The sequence below is a fragment of the Micromonospora sp. NPDC023966 genome (genome assembly GCF_040639095.1).
Taxonomy (GTDB): domain Bacteria; phylum Actinomycetota; class Actinomycetes; order Mycobacteriales; family Micromonosporaceae; genus Micromonospora.
Genome location: NZ_JBEZZJ010000001.1, coordinates 638950 through 657706, shown reverse-complemented (window position 1 = coordinate 657706; position 18757 = coordinate 638950). Strand labels below are relative to the sequence as shown.

The window sequence follows — 18757 nt, the reverse complement described above, 5'->3', positions numbered from 1 at the left end:
CGCACCACCGGCGGTCCGGATGTCCAACGTAACGCGCCGTCCGCGTTCCGGGTTTCGTGGGCGGCAAATGATCAGGTTCCGTCGACCATCCGCCGGCACCCCGCCGGACGGCGCCACCGTACACCGTGGGTAGGGCGCCCAGCGGGTCACTGTGACGATCACGCACCCGTGGCGGAGGGGACACCCGTCGTTTTCCTGGGCAAACCTCCGCACGGTGTGTCCGGGATCGGACAGCCGGTGGGCTTGCGCCGGAGGATCAGCCGTGCGTCCCCGGCCACTCGGCCGCCGGCACGGCCCGCGGCCGGTCCCCCACCAGCTCCGCCAGCCGGGCCACCCGCCGTCGACCGGTGATCCGGTACGCCGGCCCGCCCTCGTCCGCCTCTACGAACGCGGCCGGGAGCCCCACCGCGGCCAGCGCGGCGCGCACCGGCCGCCAGCACTCCTCGTCGACCGGGCCGAGCCGGAGCTGGAACCCGGTCGGGTCGGCCGCCCCGGCGGCGGCGAGCCAGAGCCGCAGCCGCCGCCCGTTGAGGTGGAACCGCGCCGGGGGCCGCTTCACCGTGCCGCGCAGCCAGGCCAGGCCCAGCGGGGCCAGCGTGGTGGCGTACGCGGTGCGCACCAGGTGCTGCCCGTCCTCCGTCGGCTCCCAGCCCGCCGGGATCCCCCGGGCGCCCAGCTCGGCCACCAGCACGTGCACCCGCCAGGCGGCGTCCACCACCACGGAGATCCGGGCCGTCCCGCCCATCCGGACCACCTCACCCGGCCCGGCGAGCAGGCCGGCGAGATCCGCCAGCGACGGATCGGCCGCCTCGGTGGAGAACAGCGAGGGCTGGCGGGCCGGGTTCTGGGAGGGAGGGGTCAGCGACACTCCGGGACCTCGTCGAAGGCCTCTTTGAGCTCGGGTGAGTTGAGCCTGCTGGTGTCCAGCGCGCTCGCGTCGTACTCCTTGTTGAGCGTGTCCACGGCGGCCCGCACCCCGTCGTAGAAGGGGCCGGCCTGGGCGATGTCCAGCCCGTCGATGGTGTCCCGGGCCCGCCCGTACGCGTCCCGCACCTTGCTGAGCGAGGCGCGGAACCCGGCGGAGATCTCCGCGCCGTGGTCGGTCTCCGGCACACCCGCCTCCTCGACCTTGCGCCGGGCGGTCTCGCTGGCCTCCTCGGCCCCGGCGAAGAGCCGGACCAGGTTCTCCTTGGCCTGCGCCGGAGTGGTCTGCGCGGTCATCTGCTGCTGGGTGCTGCTGGTCAGCTTGTTGATCTCGGCGCGCCAGGGGCTGAGCGCCTGGCAGACCGACGCGGCCCAGGCCTGCGGGCTGGGGCCGCCGCAGCCGGCGACGACGAGGGCTAGCGTGGCCAGGACCACCGTGAGCTTTCCGGCGGTTGCCGCCCGGCGCGTACGCATGCGAAGCAGCGTACGACCTCCCGGTGGAAGTGCCACCGGTCAGGTTTCGTGCACGGGACCGCCGGAGCGCACGGTTCCCGGCCGGCCGGGGCCGACCGGGAACCGCCGCGTCGCCCGGGGTCAGGCGTTGACCGTCTCCACACGCTGGTCCGGAGTGCCGGCACCGCTGTCGGAGTCGTCCATCGCGATGCCCTTGCGCTTGCTGAACACCACCGCCGCCACGATGATCAGCGCGGACACCACGGCGATCGCGATGCGCAGCGCGGGGTTCTTGTCGTCGCCCACGCTCCAGGCCACCACGGCCGGGGCGATCAGCAGCGAGACCAGGTTCATCACCTTGATCAGCGGGTTGATCGCCGGGCCGGCGGTGTCCTTGAACGGGTCGCCGACGGTGTCGCCGATGACGGTCGCGGCGTGCGCCTCGGAGCCCTTGCCGCCGTACGCGCCGTCCTCCACCAGCTTCTTGGCGTTGTCCCAGGCGCCACCGGAGTTGGCCAGGAAGACCGCCATCAGGGTGCCCGCGCCGATCGCACCGGCCAGGTACGCGGCCAGCGCGCCCGGGCCGAGGCCGAAGCCGACCGCGATCGGGGCCAGGATGGCCAGCAGGCCGGGGGTCATCAGCTCGCGCTGCGCGTCCCGGGTGCAGATGTCGACGACCTTGCCGTACTCGGGGCGCTGGGTGCGGTCCATGATGCCGGGCAGCTCGCGGAACTGCCGGCGGACCTCCATGACCACAGCGCCGGCCGAGCGGGACACCGCGTTGATGGCCAGGCCGGAGAAGAGGAAGACCACCGCCGCGCCGATGATGAGGCCGACCAGGTTGCGCGGGTTGGCCACGTTCAGCGAGTTGAGGATCTCGGCGCCGGCGTCGCCCACGCCCGCGTCCTCGTACGAGGAGCGCAGCGTGTCGGTGTACGAGCCGAACAGCGCGGTCGCGGCGAGCACCGCGGTGGCGATCGCGATGCCCTTGGTGATCGCCTTGGTGGTGTTGCCGACGGCGTCCAGCTCGGTCAGCGTCCGCGCGCCGTGCTCGTCGATGTCGCCGGACATCTCGGCCACGCCCTGGGCGTTGTCGGAGATCGGGCCGAAGGTGTCCATCGCGACGATGACGCCGACGGTGGTGAGCAGGCCGGTGCCGGCCAGCGCCACCGCGAACAGCGACAGGGTGATGGAGCTGCCACCGAGCAGGAACGCGCCGAAGACGCCGGCGCCGATCAGCAGCGCCGAGTAGACCGCCGACTCCAGGCCGACGCTGATGCCGGCGAGGATGACGGTGGCCGCACCGGTCTGCGAGCTCTTGCCGATGTCCTGCACCGGGCGCCGGTTGGTCTCGGTGAAGTAGCCGGTGAGCGCCTGGATCGCGGCGGCCAGCACGATGCCGATGACCACCGCGCCGATGGCCACCAGGCGCGGGTTGCGGTCGACGTCGGTCAGCCCGCCCTCCAGCTCGCCGAAGGTCGCCGGCAGGTAGGCGAACGCCGCGATCGCCACCAGCACCGCGGAGATCACCGCGGAGAGGTAGAAAGCCCGGTTGATGGCGGTCAGGCCGCTGCGGTCGCTGGTGCGCAGCCGGGTGATGAAGACGCCGACGATCGCGACCAGCACGCCGATGGTGGAGATGATCAGCGGGAAGACCAGGCCGTCCTCACCGAACGCGGCACGGCCCAGGATCAGCGCGGCGACCAGGGTGACCGCGTACGACTCGAAGAGGTCGGCGGCCATGCCGGCGCAGTCACCGACGTTGTCGCCGACGTTGTCGGCGATGGTGGCGGCGTTGCGCGGGTCGTCCTCCGGGATGCCCTGCTCGACCTTGCCGACCAGGTCGGCGCCGACGTCGGCGGCCTTGGTGAAGATGCCGCCGCCGACCCGCATGAACATGGCGAGCAGCGCGGCGCCGAAGCCGAAGCCCTCCAGCACGGTCGGGGCGTCACCCCTGAACAGGATGACGACCAGCGCCGCACCGAACAGGCCGAGGCCGACGGTGAGGAAGCCGACCACGCCACCGGTGCGGAAGGCGATCTTCATGGCGCCCTCGCGCCCGCCTTCCCGCTCCCGGGCGGCCGCGGCGACCCGCAGATTGGCGCGGGTGGCCAGCCACATACCGGCGCCGCCGATGAACGCGCTGAACAGCGCGCCCACCACGAAGAACGCCGACCGGCCGATCTTCACGAGGGTCTCGCTGCCGTCGGTGTCGTGCACCGGCAGCAGGAACAGCAGCACGACGGCGATCACCACGAAGATCGCCAGGGTGCGGAACTGCCGCAGCAGGTACGCGGACGCGCCCTCCTGCACCGCCCCGGAGATCTCCTGCATGTTGGTGGTTCCCGTACCGGCCGCCAGGACCGCCCTGGTGAGGGCGGCCGCGAAGACGAGCGCCACCAGCGCGATGACCGCGGCGATGACGACGTACGTCACGTTGGCTCCGGTAAGGGACAGTGCGCCGCCGTCGGCGGCCAAGGTCCCGGACATCTATGTCCTCCTGTACCGAACACTCGCGCCGGCCAGTGGAGACGCACGGACCGACGCCTGGATGCGGACTCGCAAGCGCGCGCCGACCCACCCCGCGGACCAGCGATGAACACCCATTCCCGCTGGCTGCGGGACGGGACACTTGCTGACAACCCGCGTACTGTAGCCCTCCGACGTGTTGAGGGTCACAGGGAGGGGGCACCCGGTCTCGATGATCTTCGTAACTGTGCTATGTGAAGAAATCTGATATAAGGCCCGGAAAGTACGACGAGGCCGCGCTCCCCGAGGGGAACGCGGCCTGCGGAAGGACAGGGTCAGGCGCGACCGGCCGGCCAGACCATCCGGACCTCGGTGCCGACACCCTCGTCGACCGGGCGGACCTGGAGGTCCTCGACGAAGCCGGCGAGCAGGGCGAAGCCCACCCCGGTGGTCAGCGCGTCCTCGCTGAGCGACTCCTTGGCCAGCTCGTCCGGCGGCAGCGCGGCCAGGCCGATGCTCGCCTCGATCGGGGCGCGGTCCACCACCCGCACCGTGTACGCCCCGCTGTCGGACATCTCCACGTACACCGGGTCGGGGAGCCCGTACTGCCGGTGCAGCGCGACCGCCCGGGTGCACGCCTCACCGATGGCCAGGCGCACCTCGTCGAGCAGATCCTCGCGCACCCCGGCCCGACGGGCCACCGCGACCCCGACCAGGCGTGCGGTGCGGACGTGCACCGGGGCCGGCGAGAAGGAGAGCTTGACGGTCGCCATCACGCGCCGGCGCCGGTCGGGTCGGCGCTGATCGCCGCGTCGACCGTGGGATGCAACGGGAAGACCTGGTCCAGGGCGGTGATCCGGAAGATCTTGAGCAGCGGCTCCTTGTCGCAGACCAGCGCGAAGGAACCGCCGGCCGAGCGGAGCCGCTTGAGCGCGCCGACCAGCACGCCGAGGCCGGTCGAGTCGAGGAAGTCCACCCGGCCCAGGTCGACCACGACCCGGCGAGCACCACCGTCGATCAGCTCCAGGAGCCGTTCCCGCAGGCGCGGCGCGGTGTAGACGTCCACCTCACCGCCGACCTCGAGCACCGTGTGCTCCCCCACGGTGCGGGTCGCCAGCGACAGCTCCATCGGTCCCTCCTCGGTAAGCTCTCCTGGGCATCTAACCATCCCCGCGCGTGACCCTCTCCGGGTCATCGGCGAAGCCTCCCCCATACCCCCACCCCCGGTTTCCAATTCCGAACACCAGTGCGAGAGTGCAGGACGTGACCTTCGACAGCTTCAGCTCCGCGCGTCCGTCGCCGCGCCACGACCTGAAGCCGTCGGCCGCCACCGTACCGGCGGGCAGCGGCCCGGACCGATCGCCGGGTGAGCTGCTCCGTCGGCTGCGCCTGCGGCACGCCGCCGACCCGGTCACCCACGTCGAGCGGGTGCCGGCCCGGGCCGGTGAGCCGGCGCCGTGGCCGGACTGGGCCCCCGACGAGCTGCGGGCGGCGTTCGCCCGGCGCGGCGTGGTCGCCCCGTGGCGGCACCAGGCCGAGGCCGCCGAGCTGGCGTACGCGGGGAAGCACGTGGTGGTGGCCACCGGCACGGCGTCCGGCAAGTCGCTGGCGTACCAGCTGCCGGCGCTGGGCGCCCTGCTCGCCGACCCGCGCGCCACGGTGCTCTACCTGGCCCCGACCAAGGCGCTCGCCGCCGACCAACTCCGCGCCGTCGCCGGCCTGGAGCTGGAGGGGGTACGCCCCGCCACCTACGACGGCGACACCCCGCGCACCGAGCGGGAGTGGATCCGCCGGCACTCCCGGTTCGTGCTGACCAACCCCGACATGCTGCACCACGGCATCCTGCCCGGGCACGCGCACTGGTCCGGGTTCCTGCGCCGGCTCGCGTACGTGGTGGTCGACGAGTGCCACACCTACCGGGGCGTGTTCGGCTCCCACGTGGCGCACGTGCTGCGGCGGCTGCGCCGGCAGTGCGCCCGCTACGGGCGTACCCCGGCCTTCGTGCTGGCCTCGGCCACGTCGGGCGACCCGGCGACGGCGGCCGGACGGCTCACCGGCCTGCCCGTCGCGGCTGTCACCGAGGACACCTCGCCGCGCGGCGGGGTGACCTTCGCGCTCTGGGAGCCGCCGCTGCTGCCCTCCGCTTCCGCTGACGAGGAGGTGGCCGACCTGGTGACCGTCCGCCGCTCGGCGCTGCGGGAGACCGCCGACCTGCTCACCGACAGCGTGATCGAGGGGGTACGCACCCTCGCCTTCGTCCGGTCCCGGCGCGGCGCCGAGGTGGTCGCCGCGAACGCCCGGCGGGCGCTCGACGAGGCGGTGCCCGGGCTCGGCGACCGAGTGGCCGCCTACCGGGCCGGCTACCTGCGCGAGGAGCGCCGCGAGCTGGAACGCGCACTGCTCACCGGCGACCTGCTCGGGCTCGCCTCCACCAACGCCCTGGAACTCGGCGTCGACCTGGTCGGGCTGGACGCCGTGCTGATCTGCGGCTGGCCGGGCACCCGGGCGTCGCTGTGGCAGCAGGCCGGCCGGGCCGGCCGCTCCGGCGACGAGGCCCTCGCGGTGCTGGTGGCCCGGGACGACCCGCTCGACACCTATCTGGTGCACCACCCGGAGGCGCTGTTCGGGCGGCCCGTCGAGGCGACCGTGCTCGACCCGGCCAACCCGTACGTGCTCGCGCCGCAGCTCGCCTGCGCCGCGCACGAGGCCCCGCTCACCCCGGCCGACCTGGAACTCTTCGGCGAGGGCGCGAAGGAAGCGGTCGACTCTCTGGTCGAGGCGGGCGCGCTGCGGCAGCGGCCCACCGGCTGGTACTGGCGGCACCGGGAGCGTCCCGAGGTCGACCTGCGCGGCGAGGGCGGGGCGCCGGTCTGCGTGGTGGAGGAGTCCACCGGCCGACTGCTCGGCACCGTCGACGGCGGCTCCTCGCACTTCCTGCTCCACGCCGGCGCGGTCTATCTGCACCAGGGCGTCTCGTACGTGGTCGACTCGCTCGACCTGGCCGACGGGTGCGCGCTGGTGCACGCCGAGGAGCCGGACTGGTCCACCCACGCCCGGGACGTCACCTCGCTGTCCGTGGTGTCCGTCCGCTCCTACGTGGACGCCGGGCCGGTCGGGCTCTTCCTCGGCGAGGTCGACGTGACCAGCCAGGTGGTGTCGTACCAGCGGCGGCGGATCGCCACCGGCGAGGTGATCGACACCCGGCCGCTGGACCTGCCGGCGCGGGAACTGCGTACCGTGGCGGTCTGGTTCACCCTGTCGCCGGAATCGCTGGCTCTTGCCGGCGTCGAGGCCGCCGACATCCCGGGCGCGCTGCACGCCGCCGAGCACGCCGCGATCGGCCTGCTGCCGCTGATGGCGACCTGCGACCGGTGGGACATCGGCGGCCTCTCCACCGCCCTGCACCCGGACACCGAGGCGCCCACCGTCTTCGTCTACGACGGCCACCCGGGTGGGGCGGGCTTCGCCGAGCGGGCGTACGGGACGGCGGCCGCCTGGCTGCGCGCCACCCGGGACGCGATCGCCGAGTGCGGGTGCGAGTCGGGCTGCCCGTCCTGCGTCCAGTCCCCGAAGTGCGGCAACGGCAACAACCCGCTCTCCAAGCCGGACGCGATCAAGGTCCTCGACGTGGTCCTGGCCAACCTGGCGGAGGTCGAGGGCGGGCGCGGGGCGGTGCTGCCGCGGCAGGAAGAGCGGGCTGCCGAGCGGGCCGGTGCCGGAGGCGACTGACCGGCGGCCGTCGAAGTCTGGGACGGGTGCATGACTGGGGCGACGACCGGGCATTGATACATGGGAGCGCTTCCATCGGTGTGATGGAAGCCCCGAGGTGACCCGAGATTCTTCGCGCCGGGAGGTACAGCCGTGGCCGACACGATCGCCGAGACCGTCGACCTGCTCTACACGATCGAACAGGAGAACCTCACCCCTGACCAGCAGATCGCGCTGGGCACCGCGCTGGCCAGCCTGGCCCAAGCGGAGCGCCTGGAGCAGATCAACGAACGCCTGCGCGGCATCCATCAGGTGCTCAACGCCTGGGCCATGAAGGCGACCGTCGATGGCGGGCGCTGACCGCTGACCGGCCGTCGCGCCCGGATCACGACCGGAACGCGCCGGTCACGGGCACGCGGGTGACGGCCAGGCTGTGCGAGACTCCGGCGTCCGCCTCTTCAAGGAGATCTGATGCAGCTCGACAGCTTGCAGGCCCAGCAGCGGTTCATCGTCCGCCAGCGGATCCGGATGATGGTCAACCAGTACGAGGTCCACTCGGTGGCGCCGGACGGCTCGGAGGGTGGGCTGCTCGCGTTCGCGCAGCAGAAGCGGCTCGCGTTCAAGGAGCAGGTGACCATCTACACCGACGACTCCAAGCAGTACCCCCTGCTCGGCTTCAAGGCCCGGCAGCGCCTCGACCTCGGCGCCACCTACGACGTGACCGACCACGCCGGCACCCCGATCGGCCTGTTCCGCAAGGACTTCGCCCAGTCGCTGCTCCGCTCCACCTGGCACGTCGAGCAGGCCGGCCTGCCGCAGATCACCGGGCAGGAGCGCAGCCTGCCGGTGGCCCTGCTGCGCCGCTTCGTCGACTCGCTCTCCTGGCTGCCCTACCACTTCGACTTCGTGGCGAACGGTCAGCCGGTGTTCTCGGTCGACAAGAAGTGGGGCCTGCGCGACCGGTACGTCGTGGACATCCACCAACCGCAGATCGACCGGCGCCTGGTGATCGCCATGGCGGTCGGCCTGGACGCCCTCCAGGCCCGCTGACACCGACAACTCCACCGACCGGGCCGCCCTCTGGCGGTGGTGTCGGGCCTTCTCGCGGTGGTGTCGGGGCGGTACGCGCTTCCGCCCCGACACCACGGCCGGTCCTCGGTGTCGGCTCCGGTGGAGGATCTCCGTTGGCGAGCGGGAATGACCTCGGGTGACGGCTGCTGGCACCCGGCGTCCAGGGTCAGGGTGTGTGGTGCGGCGCGGAAGGCCCAGGGCTGAACGGCCACTCTTCGAAGGCCCGGCACCGGCCGTCCGGGGCGAACGTGAGGACCCACAGATCGCGGAACAACTGGGGCCGAGGATCGCCGTATCGCACTTCCAGCCGTACGACCGCCTGCGGGTCGTCGACGGCGACGATGTGGAAGTCCATCTCGAATTCCTCGTCCGGCCCGGCGCGTTCGGCGTCCCACAGCACGCGGATGGCGTCGAGGCCCCGGTGCGGCTCCTGGAACGGCGACATCTGATAGGTGGCGTCGGTGGTGAAGAGCCGGTCGAGCTGGTCGGTTCCCGCCGTACGCCAGGCGGATTCATAGGCCCGGATCCAGGCTTCTACGCCAGACCTGTCGGTCATAGCGGGCTCCCCTTCTGTGCGGCACCGCCGGGGTCGATCGCTGCAGGTCCAGTTTCCCAGCGTCTGGACACGAGACGTGGGGAAAGGCCGGGGAACCGGCACTCAGCCTCGGGTCAGGCCGGCCCGGGAGGTGGCGGTCGCCGCCCGGGTGAGCCCGGGTAGCGGAGCGACCTTCACCTCCGTCGTCACCACGACGTCGAAGCCGTCGAGCCGGCACGCCGTCAGCCGGCCGCCGTTGGCCGCGGCCAGGTCGGCGGCCCGGCCACACGCCGCGTCGGCACCCTCCAGCGCCCGGCCGGCGCCCGCGAGAGCCCCGAAGTCGGCGGCGTTCCGGGCCTGGTGCCGTGCGCACCGGGCCGCGCCGAGCCCGGCACCGAGGAGCCCGACCAGCACGAGCACCAACCCCACGGCGAGCAGGCACACGGTCGCCCCACCGTGCTCGGCGCCCTGGTTCCCCCACCCGTTGATCACCCGACGGTCCCCGTAGCACCCGATCACGGCTGCGGTCCGGGGGCGCCGGGCTCGACGGCGGCCACCGCGGTGCCCGACACGGTGAGCCGGGGCAGCCGGGCGCCGAAGCTCCGGACCGGCGCCCGGACGGTCACGGTGACCCGGTCGCCGGCCACGGTCACCGAGACGTCGGCCCCGGGCGGGGCGTATCGGGCGCCGGTCGCCGACCCGGGTTCGCCGCGGGCGGCGGCGAGTGCCGCCTCCCGCGCCGCGTCCAGGCAGCCGGCCCGCGTGGTGACTGCGTCGACCGCGGTGAGACCGGCGAAGAGGAGGAGCATCAGCGCCGGCAGGCCGGCCGCCAGCTCGGCCGTGAACGAGCCCCGCTCCCGCGCACCCCACGGTCGCCGCCCACCGACCCGTCCCGGCTGCCCCGGGCCGGTGCCGCCGGAGGAGGAACCCGGGACCGGACCAGTGCCGCTGAACGAGGAACCCGGGACCGGACCAGTGCCGCTGGACGAGGAATTCGCGTCCGGGCCGGGCCGGCGGCCGGCCCACCGGCGACCGGTCACTTCAAGGCCCGGTCGATCACGGCGGTGAGCGCGGACTGCACGTTGCCGGAGGTGAGCACCTTCAGCAGGATCCCGGCGAAGGCGACCGCGGCGAGGGTGCCGACGGCGTACTCGGCCGTGTTCATCCCGGCGTCGCCGCGCAGGCGGGTGAGAAGTTTGCGCATGTCGTACTCCCTTTCTCGGGGATTCAGAGCACGTCGCCGAGGACGGCGACGATCACCGGCACCAGACCGGCGAGAATGAAGGCGGGCAGGAAACAGAGCCCGAGCGGCAGCACGATGAGCACCCCGGCCCGGCGGGCGGCCGCCTCGGCCGCCGTCGACCGGTCGGAGCGCAGGTCGTCGGCGAGCCGGCCGAGCGCGCCGGCCAGCGCCGCGCCGCTGCTCGACGAGCGGATCGCGGCGGTCGCCAGGCGCTCCGCCCCGGACACGGGTCGCAGGTGGTCCCACGCCTCGGCCGCCGTGCCACCGAGTTCCAGCGTCCGCCCCACCCGGGCGAGCCGGTCGGCGAGCGGTCCACCGAGCGCCTCGGCGACCGCGAGCACCGAGCGGTCCACCGGCGCGCCGGCCCGGAGCGCGGCGGCCAGCAGGTCGGCGGCGAGGGGCAGGTCGGCGGTCTCCCGGAGCCGGCGATCGCGGACGGCCCGCGGCTCGATCCGGCGCAGCAGGCGGTCGGCGGCCGGCGCGGCCAGCGCCCCGACGAGCACACCCGGCCAGCCGCCCACCACGACCAGTGCGGCCAACCCCGCCAGCCCCGCCCCGAGCCGGATCCGGGCTGACCGACTCCAGCACCCGACCCTCGGTTGTCCGCCGGACCTGCAGGAGGACCTGGAGCGCGGCGACGACCTGGGCGTGCAGGGCGGCCCGGGGCAGACCGCCGAGCATCCCGAGCGCCTCCAACCGGGCCGGCACGTCCGTCGGGGCGTTGGCGTGCAGCGTCCCGGCCCCGCCGTCGTGGCCGGTGTTCAACGCGGCGAGCAGGTCGACCACCTCGGCGCCCCGGCACTCGCCCACCACCAGCCGATCCGGCCGCATCCGCAGCGCCTGCCGGACCAGGTCGCTCAACCCGACCGCGCCGACGCCCTCCACGTTCGACGTCCGGGCCTGGAGGCCGATCACGTGCGGGTGCACGGGCCGCAGCTCCGCCGCGTCCTCCACCAGCACGATCCGCTCGGTCCCCGGCACCAGCCCGAGCAGCGTGTTGAGCAGAGTGGTCTTGCCGGAACCGGTCCCGCCGGTCACCAGGTACGCCAACCGGGCGGCCACCACGGCGGCGAGCAGCGGGGCCACCGGTCGGGGCACGGTGCCCTGCCGGACCAGTTCGTCGAGGGTGAACGGCCGTTGCCGGAAGGTGCGCAGCGACAGGTAGGGCCCGTCGGTCGCCACCGGTGGCAGCACGGCGTGCAGCCGGGTGCCGTCGGGCAGCCGGGCGTCGGCGTACGGGGAGGCGTCGTCGAGCCGGCGCCCGGCGGCCGCGGTGAGGCGCTGGGCCAGCCGGCGTACGTCGTCGACCGTGCCGAGCGGCACCGCCACCTGGTGCAGGCCCCGGCCCCGGTCGACCCAGACCCGCGTGCCGTTCACCAGTACGTCGGTGACCTGCGGATCGGCGAGCAACGGCGCGAGCGGACCGGCGCCGACGAGGTCGTCGTGGACCCGGTCGGCGATCCGCAGCAGGGCGGTGTCGCCGAGCACGGCGGCGTCCGGCTCGGCGCGTACGGCGGAGACGATCGCCGCGGGAGTGACCGGGGTGGCCTCGGCGGCGAACCGGTGCCGGACGCGGACGGCCAGTTCCCCGGAGTCGGCCGGCCCGGTCACGCCGCACCCGCCGCGGGCAGGTCGGTCAGGTCGGCGAGAAGCCGCTGGCAGAGCAGGGCGAGCGGGCCCTTCCCGGTGGCGGCCGGCGCCTCGCCGCGTTCCAGCCCCCGGCAGAGCCCCGGCTCGGGCCGGAGCGTGCCGGCGAGCGGCAACCCGAGGGCGCGGGCCACCTCGCCGGCCTTGAGCCGGCCGGGGCGGGACCCCGCACGATCACCGCCAGGTCGGCGCAGTGCGGAGCGGCCACGGCGACCACCCGGGCCGCCGCGGCGGTGGCCCGAAGCTCCGCCGGTACGACGATCAGCGCTCGGTCGGCCGCCTGGAGGGCGACCACGGCCGCGTCGTCCAGGTGCCGGGGCAGGTCGAGGACGACCATGTCCCGGCCTCGGCGGGCGGCGTCGACGGTGGCGGCCATCGCCTCGGCCGGCAGGTGCCGAAGCGCGCCCCGGTCCCAGGAGAGGACGACCAGGTCGCCACGGCTGGGCAGGGCCCGGACCAGGGACGGCGGATCGACCCGGCCGTCGGTGCCGGTGAGCCCGGGCCAGCGCAGCCCTTCGAGCTGCTCCCAGCCGAGCACGAGGTCGAGGCCCCCACCGAGCGGGTCGGCGTCCACCAGGAGGGTGCGCAGCCGGGCCCGGGCCGCGGTGACGGCCAGGCCGCCGGCCAGCACGCTGGCCCCGGCGCCGCCCGGCCCGCCGAGCACCGCCACGATCCGGGCGGGGCCGCCGCCGGGCGGCTCGCCCGCGCACTCGGCGAACCGGTCGACCAGCCAGGGTTCGGCCGCGGGCAGGGTGGCGACGTGCTCGGCGCCGATCAGCTCGGCGATCTCCGTACCCGGGTCGAGTTGGCCGGAGCGACCGACCAGCACCGTCCGGGGCCGGCGCGGCAGGCGGGCCCGCAGGCAGGCCTGCGCCTGGTCGGCGCCGCCCAGCACCAGCGGCGCCGGCGCCCAGCGGGCTCGGGCGGCGGCGGGATCGGCGGCGAGCTCGACCTCGGTGCCGCCCGCCGCGGCGAGCCGCAGCAGCTCGTCGAGGAGGTCGCCGTCGGCGGTGACGAGCAGGGGCAGCCGGCGGTACGGCGGCAGCGGGGTACGGGGCGGCATGGCGGCCTCCAGCGGTCGGACTCGGACGTGCCGCGGAGCAGCCTGCCGGCGGAACCGGCCCAGCGGCGCCCGGCCGGACGCCGCTGTGGATGACGGAGGCGGTTGTGGACAGCCGCCGGCCGGTGAGTCGATCTGCTATGGCCGGCCGGATCCGGACCCGTCGCCCCGACCGTCCTTTAGGCACTGATCCGTCGGCGCGATGTAACGACACCGCTCGCCACCGACGGCACGGCCAGCACGATCAGCGGCAAGGCGATCGTGCACGGCACGGTGACCTGCAATCAGCCGACCCGGGCGGCCGGACCCGCCACGGTCCGGCCGCCCGCGAGCCGTCGCACGTACCCGATGGTCAGTTGGTCCGGCCCGGCGCGTCGACGATCCTGCCGGCGACGCGGATCAGCTCGACCTCGACATCGCCCTTCTTCAGCCTGACCCCCTCCGGCGTCGTGTGGTCCGCGACCACGACGGTCCGGCCGCCGAGGAACTCGTGGGTGGTCGGGTCGAGCAGGATGTCCTCGCGCCGCCAGCCGTCCAGAACCAGGCCCACGGCGATCGCCGGGCGTCCGTCGAAGTCGACCGGCTCGCTGGAGCGGGTGACGCCGGGGATCAGGGCCAGTGCCCGCAGCAGGGTCGCCTTCACGCCGGGCGGCAGGACGTTGTCCCGCAACATCGAGTCGATCAGCACGTACGGGAAGGCCTCGTCACCCTTGCCGGACGGGTCCTGGGCGCGCAGCCAGTCGAGCAGCGCCCGCGGATCGGTGGGCAGCCCGGCCAGCGTCGGGTAGTCCTGCGGCGGCATGACCCGCGGCAGGTCCGAGCTCTCCGTGCTCACTTCGAGCCTGCCGTCAACCAGCATGGCGCTCTGCCGGCCGTCGGCGCGCTGCCACGACCGCGTCGTCTCGCGGGTGGCCTGCCCCTTGTCCTGGGCGAGCTTGCCGCGGACGATTCGCATCTCGACGTAGGTCCACTGATCCGGGCGGGGTGGCGTGAACGGCTCGGTCTCGGCGTGCACGGCGGCCAACTCGAAGGTCTGCGCGACCGCCCCGTTCGCCACGAAGGGCGCCGGCCGGGCTGGCGGAGTCGCCGGGCCGAGGCCACCGACCGCGACGACCCCGGCCACCAGGGCGGCGGCACCGAGGGCGGCGACGCCGGACCGCCACGCCCAGCCCGGCACCACCCACCGGGCGGGCCTGCGCCCCTGCGGCACGGTGGCCCGACGTTCGGTGATCCGGGCCAGCAGCGCCGACCGGGCCCGGTCCTGAGCCTCCGGCGAGGGCGGCTCGACCTCGCTCCAACTCTCCCGCAGCGCGGTGATGTCGTCGATCACTCGGAATCCCCTCCGGTTGCCGTCGGATCGGCGCCACCCAGCGCCGCCCGTAATCTTTTGCGCGCCCGGTGCAGCCGGGACCGGACGGTGCCGGCGGGAATCTCCAGCGCGCGGGCCACCTCTTCGCAGGTCAAATCCGCCCAGGCGACCAGCAGCACCACCTCCCGGTCGGCCGGTGCGATCTCCTCCAGCGCCGCCGCGAGTCGCCCGCGCACAGCCTGCGCGTCGAGGCGTACGGCAATCCGATCGGCCGGACCGTCGAGGCCGTCCCGGTCGGCGGCGGTGACCTGCTCCGCCCGGGCCAGTGCCCGGTAGCGCCGCGCCTCGGTCCGCTGGTGCCCGGCGATGAGGTTGGACGCGATGCCGAACAGCCAGGGCCGGGCGCTCTGCTGCGTGGTGTCGAACCGCCGCCAGTGGTCGAACGCGACCAGGAAGGTTTCCGCCGCCACGTCGTCGGCCAGGTCGCGACCCAGCCGACGGCTCGCGTAGCCGTGGATGGCCGGGTAGTAGCGGTCGAAGATGGTGTCGAACAACGCCGGATCCCCGTGCATCCGGCTGATGATCTCGGCGTCGGTGCACACGTCTCGTGTCACCACACCCATGAGTTCTCCTTCTGTCCCGGCATCCCTCCCGTACGGCCGAGGGCTCACCCCTACTTCGCCGACGGCGGTGGAAGTGTTCGGGCAGGAGACTCCGTCACCTTCGACGGGAGCGCCGCCCCCACGAAAGGGACGGCCCTCGTCGGCGCGGCGAACTCAGCTTCCGGGTGGTCCCGGGTACCCCAGGTGGCTGCCGGCCCAGCCGATGCTTCCGGGCGGTTGCTTCCACTCGCCGGCGCGCCTCTTCGAGATCGGGAGGTTCGGCCAACGCTTACGGGCCGCTTGCCGGCTGGCCCCCACCGCTGCACGAGCTCGGGATAGCCGGCCCCGTACCGCACCGCTTCCTCCGCACTCACGGACACGAACTCGGCGAGCAGGCGGCGCATCTGCTCCGCCGCCGCCATTCGGGCCAGGTGCGTCCGCATCCGCTCCGTGGAGCTCGGGTCGTGGTCTGCTCCGCTCAGGGCATCCACGTCGGCGGCATCCAGCCGCCCCGCCCAGTCGGCGGCAACGGCATGCAGTTTCCGCCCCAGTTCCTGCCGCTCTTCCGGCGTCAGATCGCGCATGACGGGACTCCCCTCGGTGACCTCGCACCTCAGAGTCTGCTCGACAACCAAGGTTGTCAACCGCCTCGCGTGTTGCCTTCACGCTGCCCTGCCGGCGGCAGAAAGGGACGACCCCCGTCGGGGGGATGGGGACCCGAGTTGGCGGATGGTGTCAGCCCGTAGCGGCTCGCACCGGCGAGCAGTACTGGCCGTCGCCGCGTGGTGTTCGGAACCGACCCTGATCGAGCTTCGCGCTGCTTTCCCGCTGCCTCGGTGCCGCCTGACGGTTCGTTCGTGAGCCGTTGCTGCCCGACCTGGTTCTCTCGTTCGCAGAGAGTCACTGCTGCGGGATTCTGCGTGGATCGGACCGGGGGGTAGCTGCCCGCGGCCTGTCAGGATGGTGCGCCTGGTGGCGACGGTGCTTCGGCTGGATGTGCTCGAGCGCGAGTGGCGTCGGAGATGGCGACCCCGGCGAGGACTGCGGTGGCGGCAAGGGCGACCAGCAGCGGCGGCAGGAGGAGCATCGCCGGTGTCAGGGCGGCCAGCACGACCAGTCCGATCGGCCGATCCCGGGATACGCGGGCGAAGACCGCGTACTCGAAGCCGGCACGCCCGGCGAGGAAGAGCGCGGGTCCGCCGAGGATGACGGCGATCCAGGCCGGTTGCGTGTGCCCGAACGGGTGGGTGATGACGAGTTCGTCGCCGACTGCGGTGACGACGATGCCGGCCACCATGACCAGGTGGGCGTATGACGTCGATCCGGCAAGGCGGGCAGGCTCGGGGGCCGCTTTGATGGCTGCGGCTGCCAGTTCCCCGGCGCGGTAGATGTAGATCCGCCACAGCAGCACGGTGGTGGTGATCGCCACGAGGAACGCAGCGGTCCGGTCGGGCGTGAAGGCGGTGCCGCGAAGCGCCAGTCCGGTGACCAGGATCAACTCGCCGAGCGCGATGATGTAGAACTGCCGGTAGCGCTCGGACAGGTGTTCGGCCACCGTCGGCAGATCCGACGTGGGCGTGCGGCCGATCCCCGGCGTGGGGTAGTAAAGCGCGTATCCGGCGTAGTCCAACGCCACCGCGAGTGTCCACAGCGCCACACGCGCCGTCCCATGCGAGAGCGCCCCGGCGATCCACGGCACCGCGGAAACGCCGTACCAGAACAGTATCCGCCCGGAGGTGCGCCGCGGTGCGTGGCCCCGCAGGGCGATCACAAGGACGATGTTGGTGCCGATGAACAGGGCGACGAATACCCCTGCGAAGACCATGCCTTGCCTGCCGAACGCGTCGGGCAGCGCGATCGCGATCACCATGCTGCCCACCAAAGTCGCGATGACCAGCAGCTGTATCGCCGGTTGTTGCGGGTCGAACCTGTCGGTTATCCACGCCGTGTTGAACCAGACCCGCCACACCGTCAGCAGCAGCAACAGCGTCTGGAAGGCGCCGCTCCAGGTGAGATCCTGGATCAGCGCGTTCGAGAGTTGGGTGAGCGCGAAGACAAACGCCAGGTCGAAGAACAGTTCCAGGTACGTTGCCATCTGCGGATCCCCAGGCATGCGCACCAGCTCGCCCGCCCTGCTCGTCCTCATCGGCTCGCCCGTTCTGTCGGTTTCGTCGCAACCTTGAGGCAGTCGTACCATGCTGCCGCGCCTCCCGGTGCCGACAAGACGATGCGCCGGATGCCGAGAGCATCGCTATGGCCGTCAGGGACGCGGCCACCTTCATGGCCACAAACACCATGCTGGCCTTCGGGATTGACCACCAATCAATGTCGATGGCCCGTGTGATCGTTCAGAGTCGGTACGAGGGTTTGTGACGAAGGCTGAAGCCGCAGCCGCCAGCGGTGATCGGGGTCACGATCAGCCGGGAAGATGGAGTTCACCACCGAGCGGGAGGCGGTCGGGTGCGTGGCGGTCAAGGCGGCTGGCGGGATGAGGTTCCACGACCTCCGGCACGCCTACGCCGCCTGGCTGGTCACGGACGGGGTACCGAGGACGAGGAGGGCCTGTGACCTGCTCCGGAGCATCGCTCTCAAATAGGGACGACCCCCGTCGGGGGGAGACGGGGGTCGTCGTGAGGTTCGGCTCCGGGGGGGTCGAGCCGAACCCACTCAGCGGTCACGGGGGGTGCAACCGCCGAGGGCCTTCATGGACGGGACGTGAAGTCTCATCACGAGGACAAGCATGCCGCAATGGACCCTTATACGTCGAGTGGTGTTCACTCCACGCAACGCTAATTTCCGGCCCAGAGGTGTGACAGCAGTCACTCTCACGAGTGCCCGGGGCCGGCCGGCCTGCTCCCGTGGGCCCCGGGGGACCAGCCGGCAATGACCCTTCGGGCTAGACTTTCGCGCCGTGGGCCGGAGTGCCGCTTTCTTCGATCTCGACAAGACCGTCATCGCCAAGTCGAGCGCACTGGCGTTCGGTCGGCCGTTCTACCGGGACGGGCTGATCACTCGCCGTGACGTGGTCAAGTCGGCGTACGCGCAGCTGATGTTCCGGCTGGGCGGCACCGACGAGCAGACCATGGCCCGCACCCGGGACTACCTGGCCACGCTCTGCAAGGGCTGGCCGGTGGAACAGGTCCGCCAGATCGTCGCGGAGACGCTGCACGACCTGATCAACCCCTACGTGTACGCCGAGGCCGCCGCCCTGATCGAGGAGCACCAGGCCGCCGGGCGGGACGTGGTGCTGGTGTCCGCCTCCGGCGAGGAGATGGTCCGCCCCATCGGCGAGCTGCTCGGGGTGACCGACGTGATCGCCACCCGGATGGCGGTGGCGGACGGCCGCTACAGCGGCGAGGTCGAGTTCTACGCGGCCGGCCCGCGCAAGGTCGACGCCGTCGGCGAACTCGCCCTCGCCCGCGGCTACGACCTCGCCGACTCGTACGCCTACTCCGACTCGTACAGCGACCGCCCGCTGCTGGAGTGCGTGGGGCATCCGACCGCGGTCAACCCGGACCGGGCGCTGCGCAGGCTGGCCGTGGAGAACTCGTGGCCGGTGCTGGAGTTCCGGCACCCGGTGCCGCTGGGCCGGCGGCTGCGGGAGCGCCCGGCCGTGCCGGTCGCCGCGGCGGCCCTCGGCGTGGGCGTCGGCGTCGCCATCGGCATCGCCTGGTACGGCCGGCACCGCCGCACCCGCGACGCCGCCACCCCGACCGCCTGACAGCGGGCGATCGCC

Annotated in this window: 18 protein-coding genes and 2 pseudogenes; 5 read left to right on the top strand and 15 right to left on the bottom strand. The window is 73.1% G+C overall.

Going from position 1 to position 18757, the window contains the following annotated elements:
• Positions 1–256: 256 nt before the first annotated feature.
• The 5 genes from AB0F68_RS03185 to AB0F68_RS03165 form a co-directional block, all read right to left on the bottom strand.
• The gene (locus tag AB0F68_RS03185; RefSeq protein ID WP_357332576.1) at positions 257–868 is read right to left on the bottom strand and encodes a hypothetical protein; all 612 of its coding nucleotides are present in this window, start codon (positions 866–868) and stop codon (positions 257–259) included.
• Entirely contained in the window at positions 859–1398 is a 540-nt protein-coding gene (locus tag AB0F68_RS03180; RefSeq protein ID WP_357332574.1) for a hypothetical protein, read from the bottom strand. Before AB0F68_RS03180 ends, AB0F68_RS03185 begins: the two co-directional genes overlap by 10 nt.
• Before the next feature lie 120 nt (positions 1399–1518).
• Positions 1519–3867, bottom strand: coding sequence for a sodium-translocating pyrophosphatase (locus tag AB0F68_RS03175; protein WP_357332572.1), 2349 nt, complete (start codon positions 3865–3867; stop codon positions 1519–1521).
• Positions 3868–4181: 314 nt separating this feature from the next.
• Positions 4182–4619 (bottom strand): ATP-binding protein, encoded by a 438-nt coding sequence (locus AB0F68_RS03170; protein ID WP_357332570.1) that lies wholly within the window; start codon positions 4617–4619, stop codon positions 4182–4184.
• Positions 4619–4975, bottom strand: a complete 357-nt coding sequence (locus AB0F68_RS03165) for an STAS domain-containing protein (protein WP_089011584.1) — start codon at positions 4973–4975, stop codon at positions 4619–4621. Before AB0F68_RS03165 ends, AB0F68_RS03170 begins: the two co-directional genes overlap by 1 nt.
• Positions 4976–5157: 182 nt before the next feature.
• Here AB0F68_RS03165 and AB0F68_RS03160 point away from each other — a divergent pair, with 182 nt between their 5' ends.
• The 3 genes from AB0F68_RS03160 to AB0F68_RS03150 all read left to right on the top strand — a co-directional run bounded on the left by AB0F68_RS03160 (position 5158) and on the right by AB0F68_RS03150 (position 8604).
• A complete protein-coding gene (locus AB0F68_RS03160) occupies positions 5158–7575 on the top strand; it encodes a DEAD/DEAH box helicase (RefSeq protein ID WP_357332883.1) in 2418 nt (805 codons plus the stop codon).
• 132 nt (positions 7576–7707) lie between these two features.
• Complete coding sequence (locus AB0F68_RS03155) at positions 7708–7914, top strand: hypothetical protein (protein ID WP_357332567.1); 207 nt, start codon at positions 7708–7710, stop codon at positions 7912–7914.
• A gap of 111 nt (positions 7915–8025) precedes the next feature.
• Complete coding sequence (locus AB0F68_RS03150; protein WP_357332565.1) at positions 8026–8604, top strand: hypothetical protein; 579 nt, start codon at positions 8026–8028, stop codon at positions 8602–8604.
• Between the two features lie 187 nt (positions 8605–8791).
• Here AB0F68_RS03150 and AB0F68_RS03145 read toward each other — a convergent pair whose 3' ends face one another.
• The 10 genes and pseudogenes from AB0F68_RS03145 to AB0F68_RS03100 form a co-directional block, all read right to left on the bottom strand.
• On the bottom strand, positions 8792–9181 hold the full coding sequence (locus AB0F68_RS03145; RefSeq protein WP_357332563.1) for a nuclear transport factor 2 family protein: 390 nt from the start codon (positions 9179–9181) through the stop codon (positions 8792–8794).
• Between the two features lie 102 nt (positions 9182–9283).
• Complete coding sequence (locus AB0F68_RS03140) at positions 9284–9652, bottom strand: Rv3654c family TadE-like protein (RefSeq protein ID WP_357332561.1); 369 nt, start codon at positions 9650–9652, stop codon at positions 9284–9286.
• Between the two features lie 23 nt (positions 9653–9675).
• Positions 9676–9993, bottom strand: coding sequence for a TadE family type IV pilus minor pilin (locus AB0F68_RS03135; protein WP_357332882.1), 318 nt, complete (start codon positions 9991–9993; stop codon positions 9676–9678).
• 203 nt (positions 9994–10196) lie between these two features.
• Entirely contained in the window at positions 10197–10364 is a 168-nt protein-coding gene (locus tag AB0F68_RS03130; protein WP_013283643.1) for a DUF4244 domain-containing protein, read from the bottom strand.
• 23 nt (positions 10365–10387) lie between these two features.
• On the bottom strand, positions 10388–10969 hold the full coding sequence (locus tag AB0F68_RS03125; RefSeq protein WP_357332881.1) for a type II secretion system F family protein: 582 nt from the start codon (positions 10967–10969) through the stop codon (positions 10388–10390).
• A 7-nt stretch (positions 10970–10976) separates the two neighbouring features.
• Positions 10977–12014, bottom strand: a pseudogene (locus AB0F68_RS03120) (TadA family conjugal transfer-associated ATPase); the annotation flags it as partial.
• Positions 12011–13113 (bottom strand): annotated as a pseudogene (ssd, locus tag AB0F68_RS03115) (septum site-determining protein Ssd). The pseudogenes ssd and AB0F68_RS03120, both read right to left, overlap by 4 nt.
• Before the next feature lie 349 nt (positions 13114–13462).
• Positions 13463–14440 (bottom strand): CU044_5270 family protein, encoded by a 978-nt coding sequence (locus AB0F68_RS03110; protein ID WP_357332559.1) that lies wholly within the window; start codon positions 14438–14440, stop codon positions 13463–13465.
• Entirely contained in the window at positions 14437–15042 is a 606-nt protein-coding gene (locus AB0F68_RS03105) for an RNA polymerase sigma factor (RefSeq protein WP_357332557.1), read from the bottom strand. The genes AB0F68_RS03110 and AB0F68_RS03105 overlap by 4 nt, the downstream gene beginning before the upstream one ends.
• A 934-nt stretch (positions 15043–15976) precedes the next feature.
• The gene (locus AB0F68_RS03100; RefSeq protein WP_357332556.1) at positions 15977–17116 is read right to left on the bottom strand and encodes a low temperature requirement protein A; all 1140 of its coding nucleotides are present in this window, start codon (positions 17114–17116) and stop codon (positions 15977–15979) included.
• A 333-nt stretch (positions 17117–17449) separates the two neighbouring features.
• Here AB0F68_RS03100 and AB0F68_RS03095 point away from each other — a divergent pair, with 333 nt between their 5' ends.
• Both AB0F68_RS03095 and AB0F68_RS03090 read left to right on the top strand, forming a co-directional pair.
• Positions 17450–17617 (top strand): hypothetical protein, encoded by a 168-nt coding sequence (locus tag AB0F68_RS03095; protein WP_357332554.1) that lies wholly within the window; start codon positions 17450–17452, stop codon positions 17615–17617.
• A gap of 315 nt (positions 17618–17932) precedes the next feature.
• Entirely contained in the window at positions 17933–18742 is an 810-nt protein-coding gene (locus tag AB0F68_RS03090; protein ID WP_357332552.1) for an HAD-IB family hydrolase, read from the top strand.
• Positions 18743–18757 lie beyond the last annotated feature (15 nt).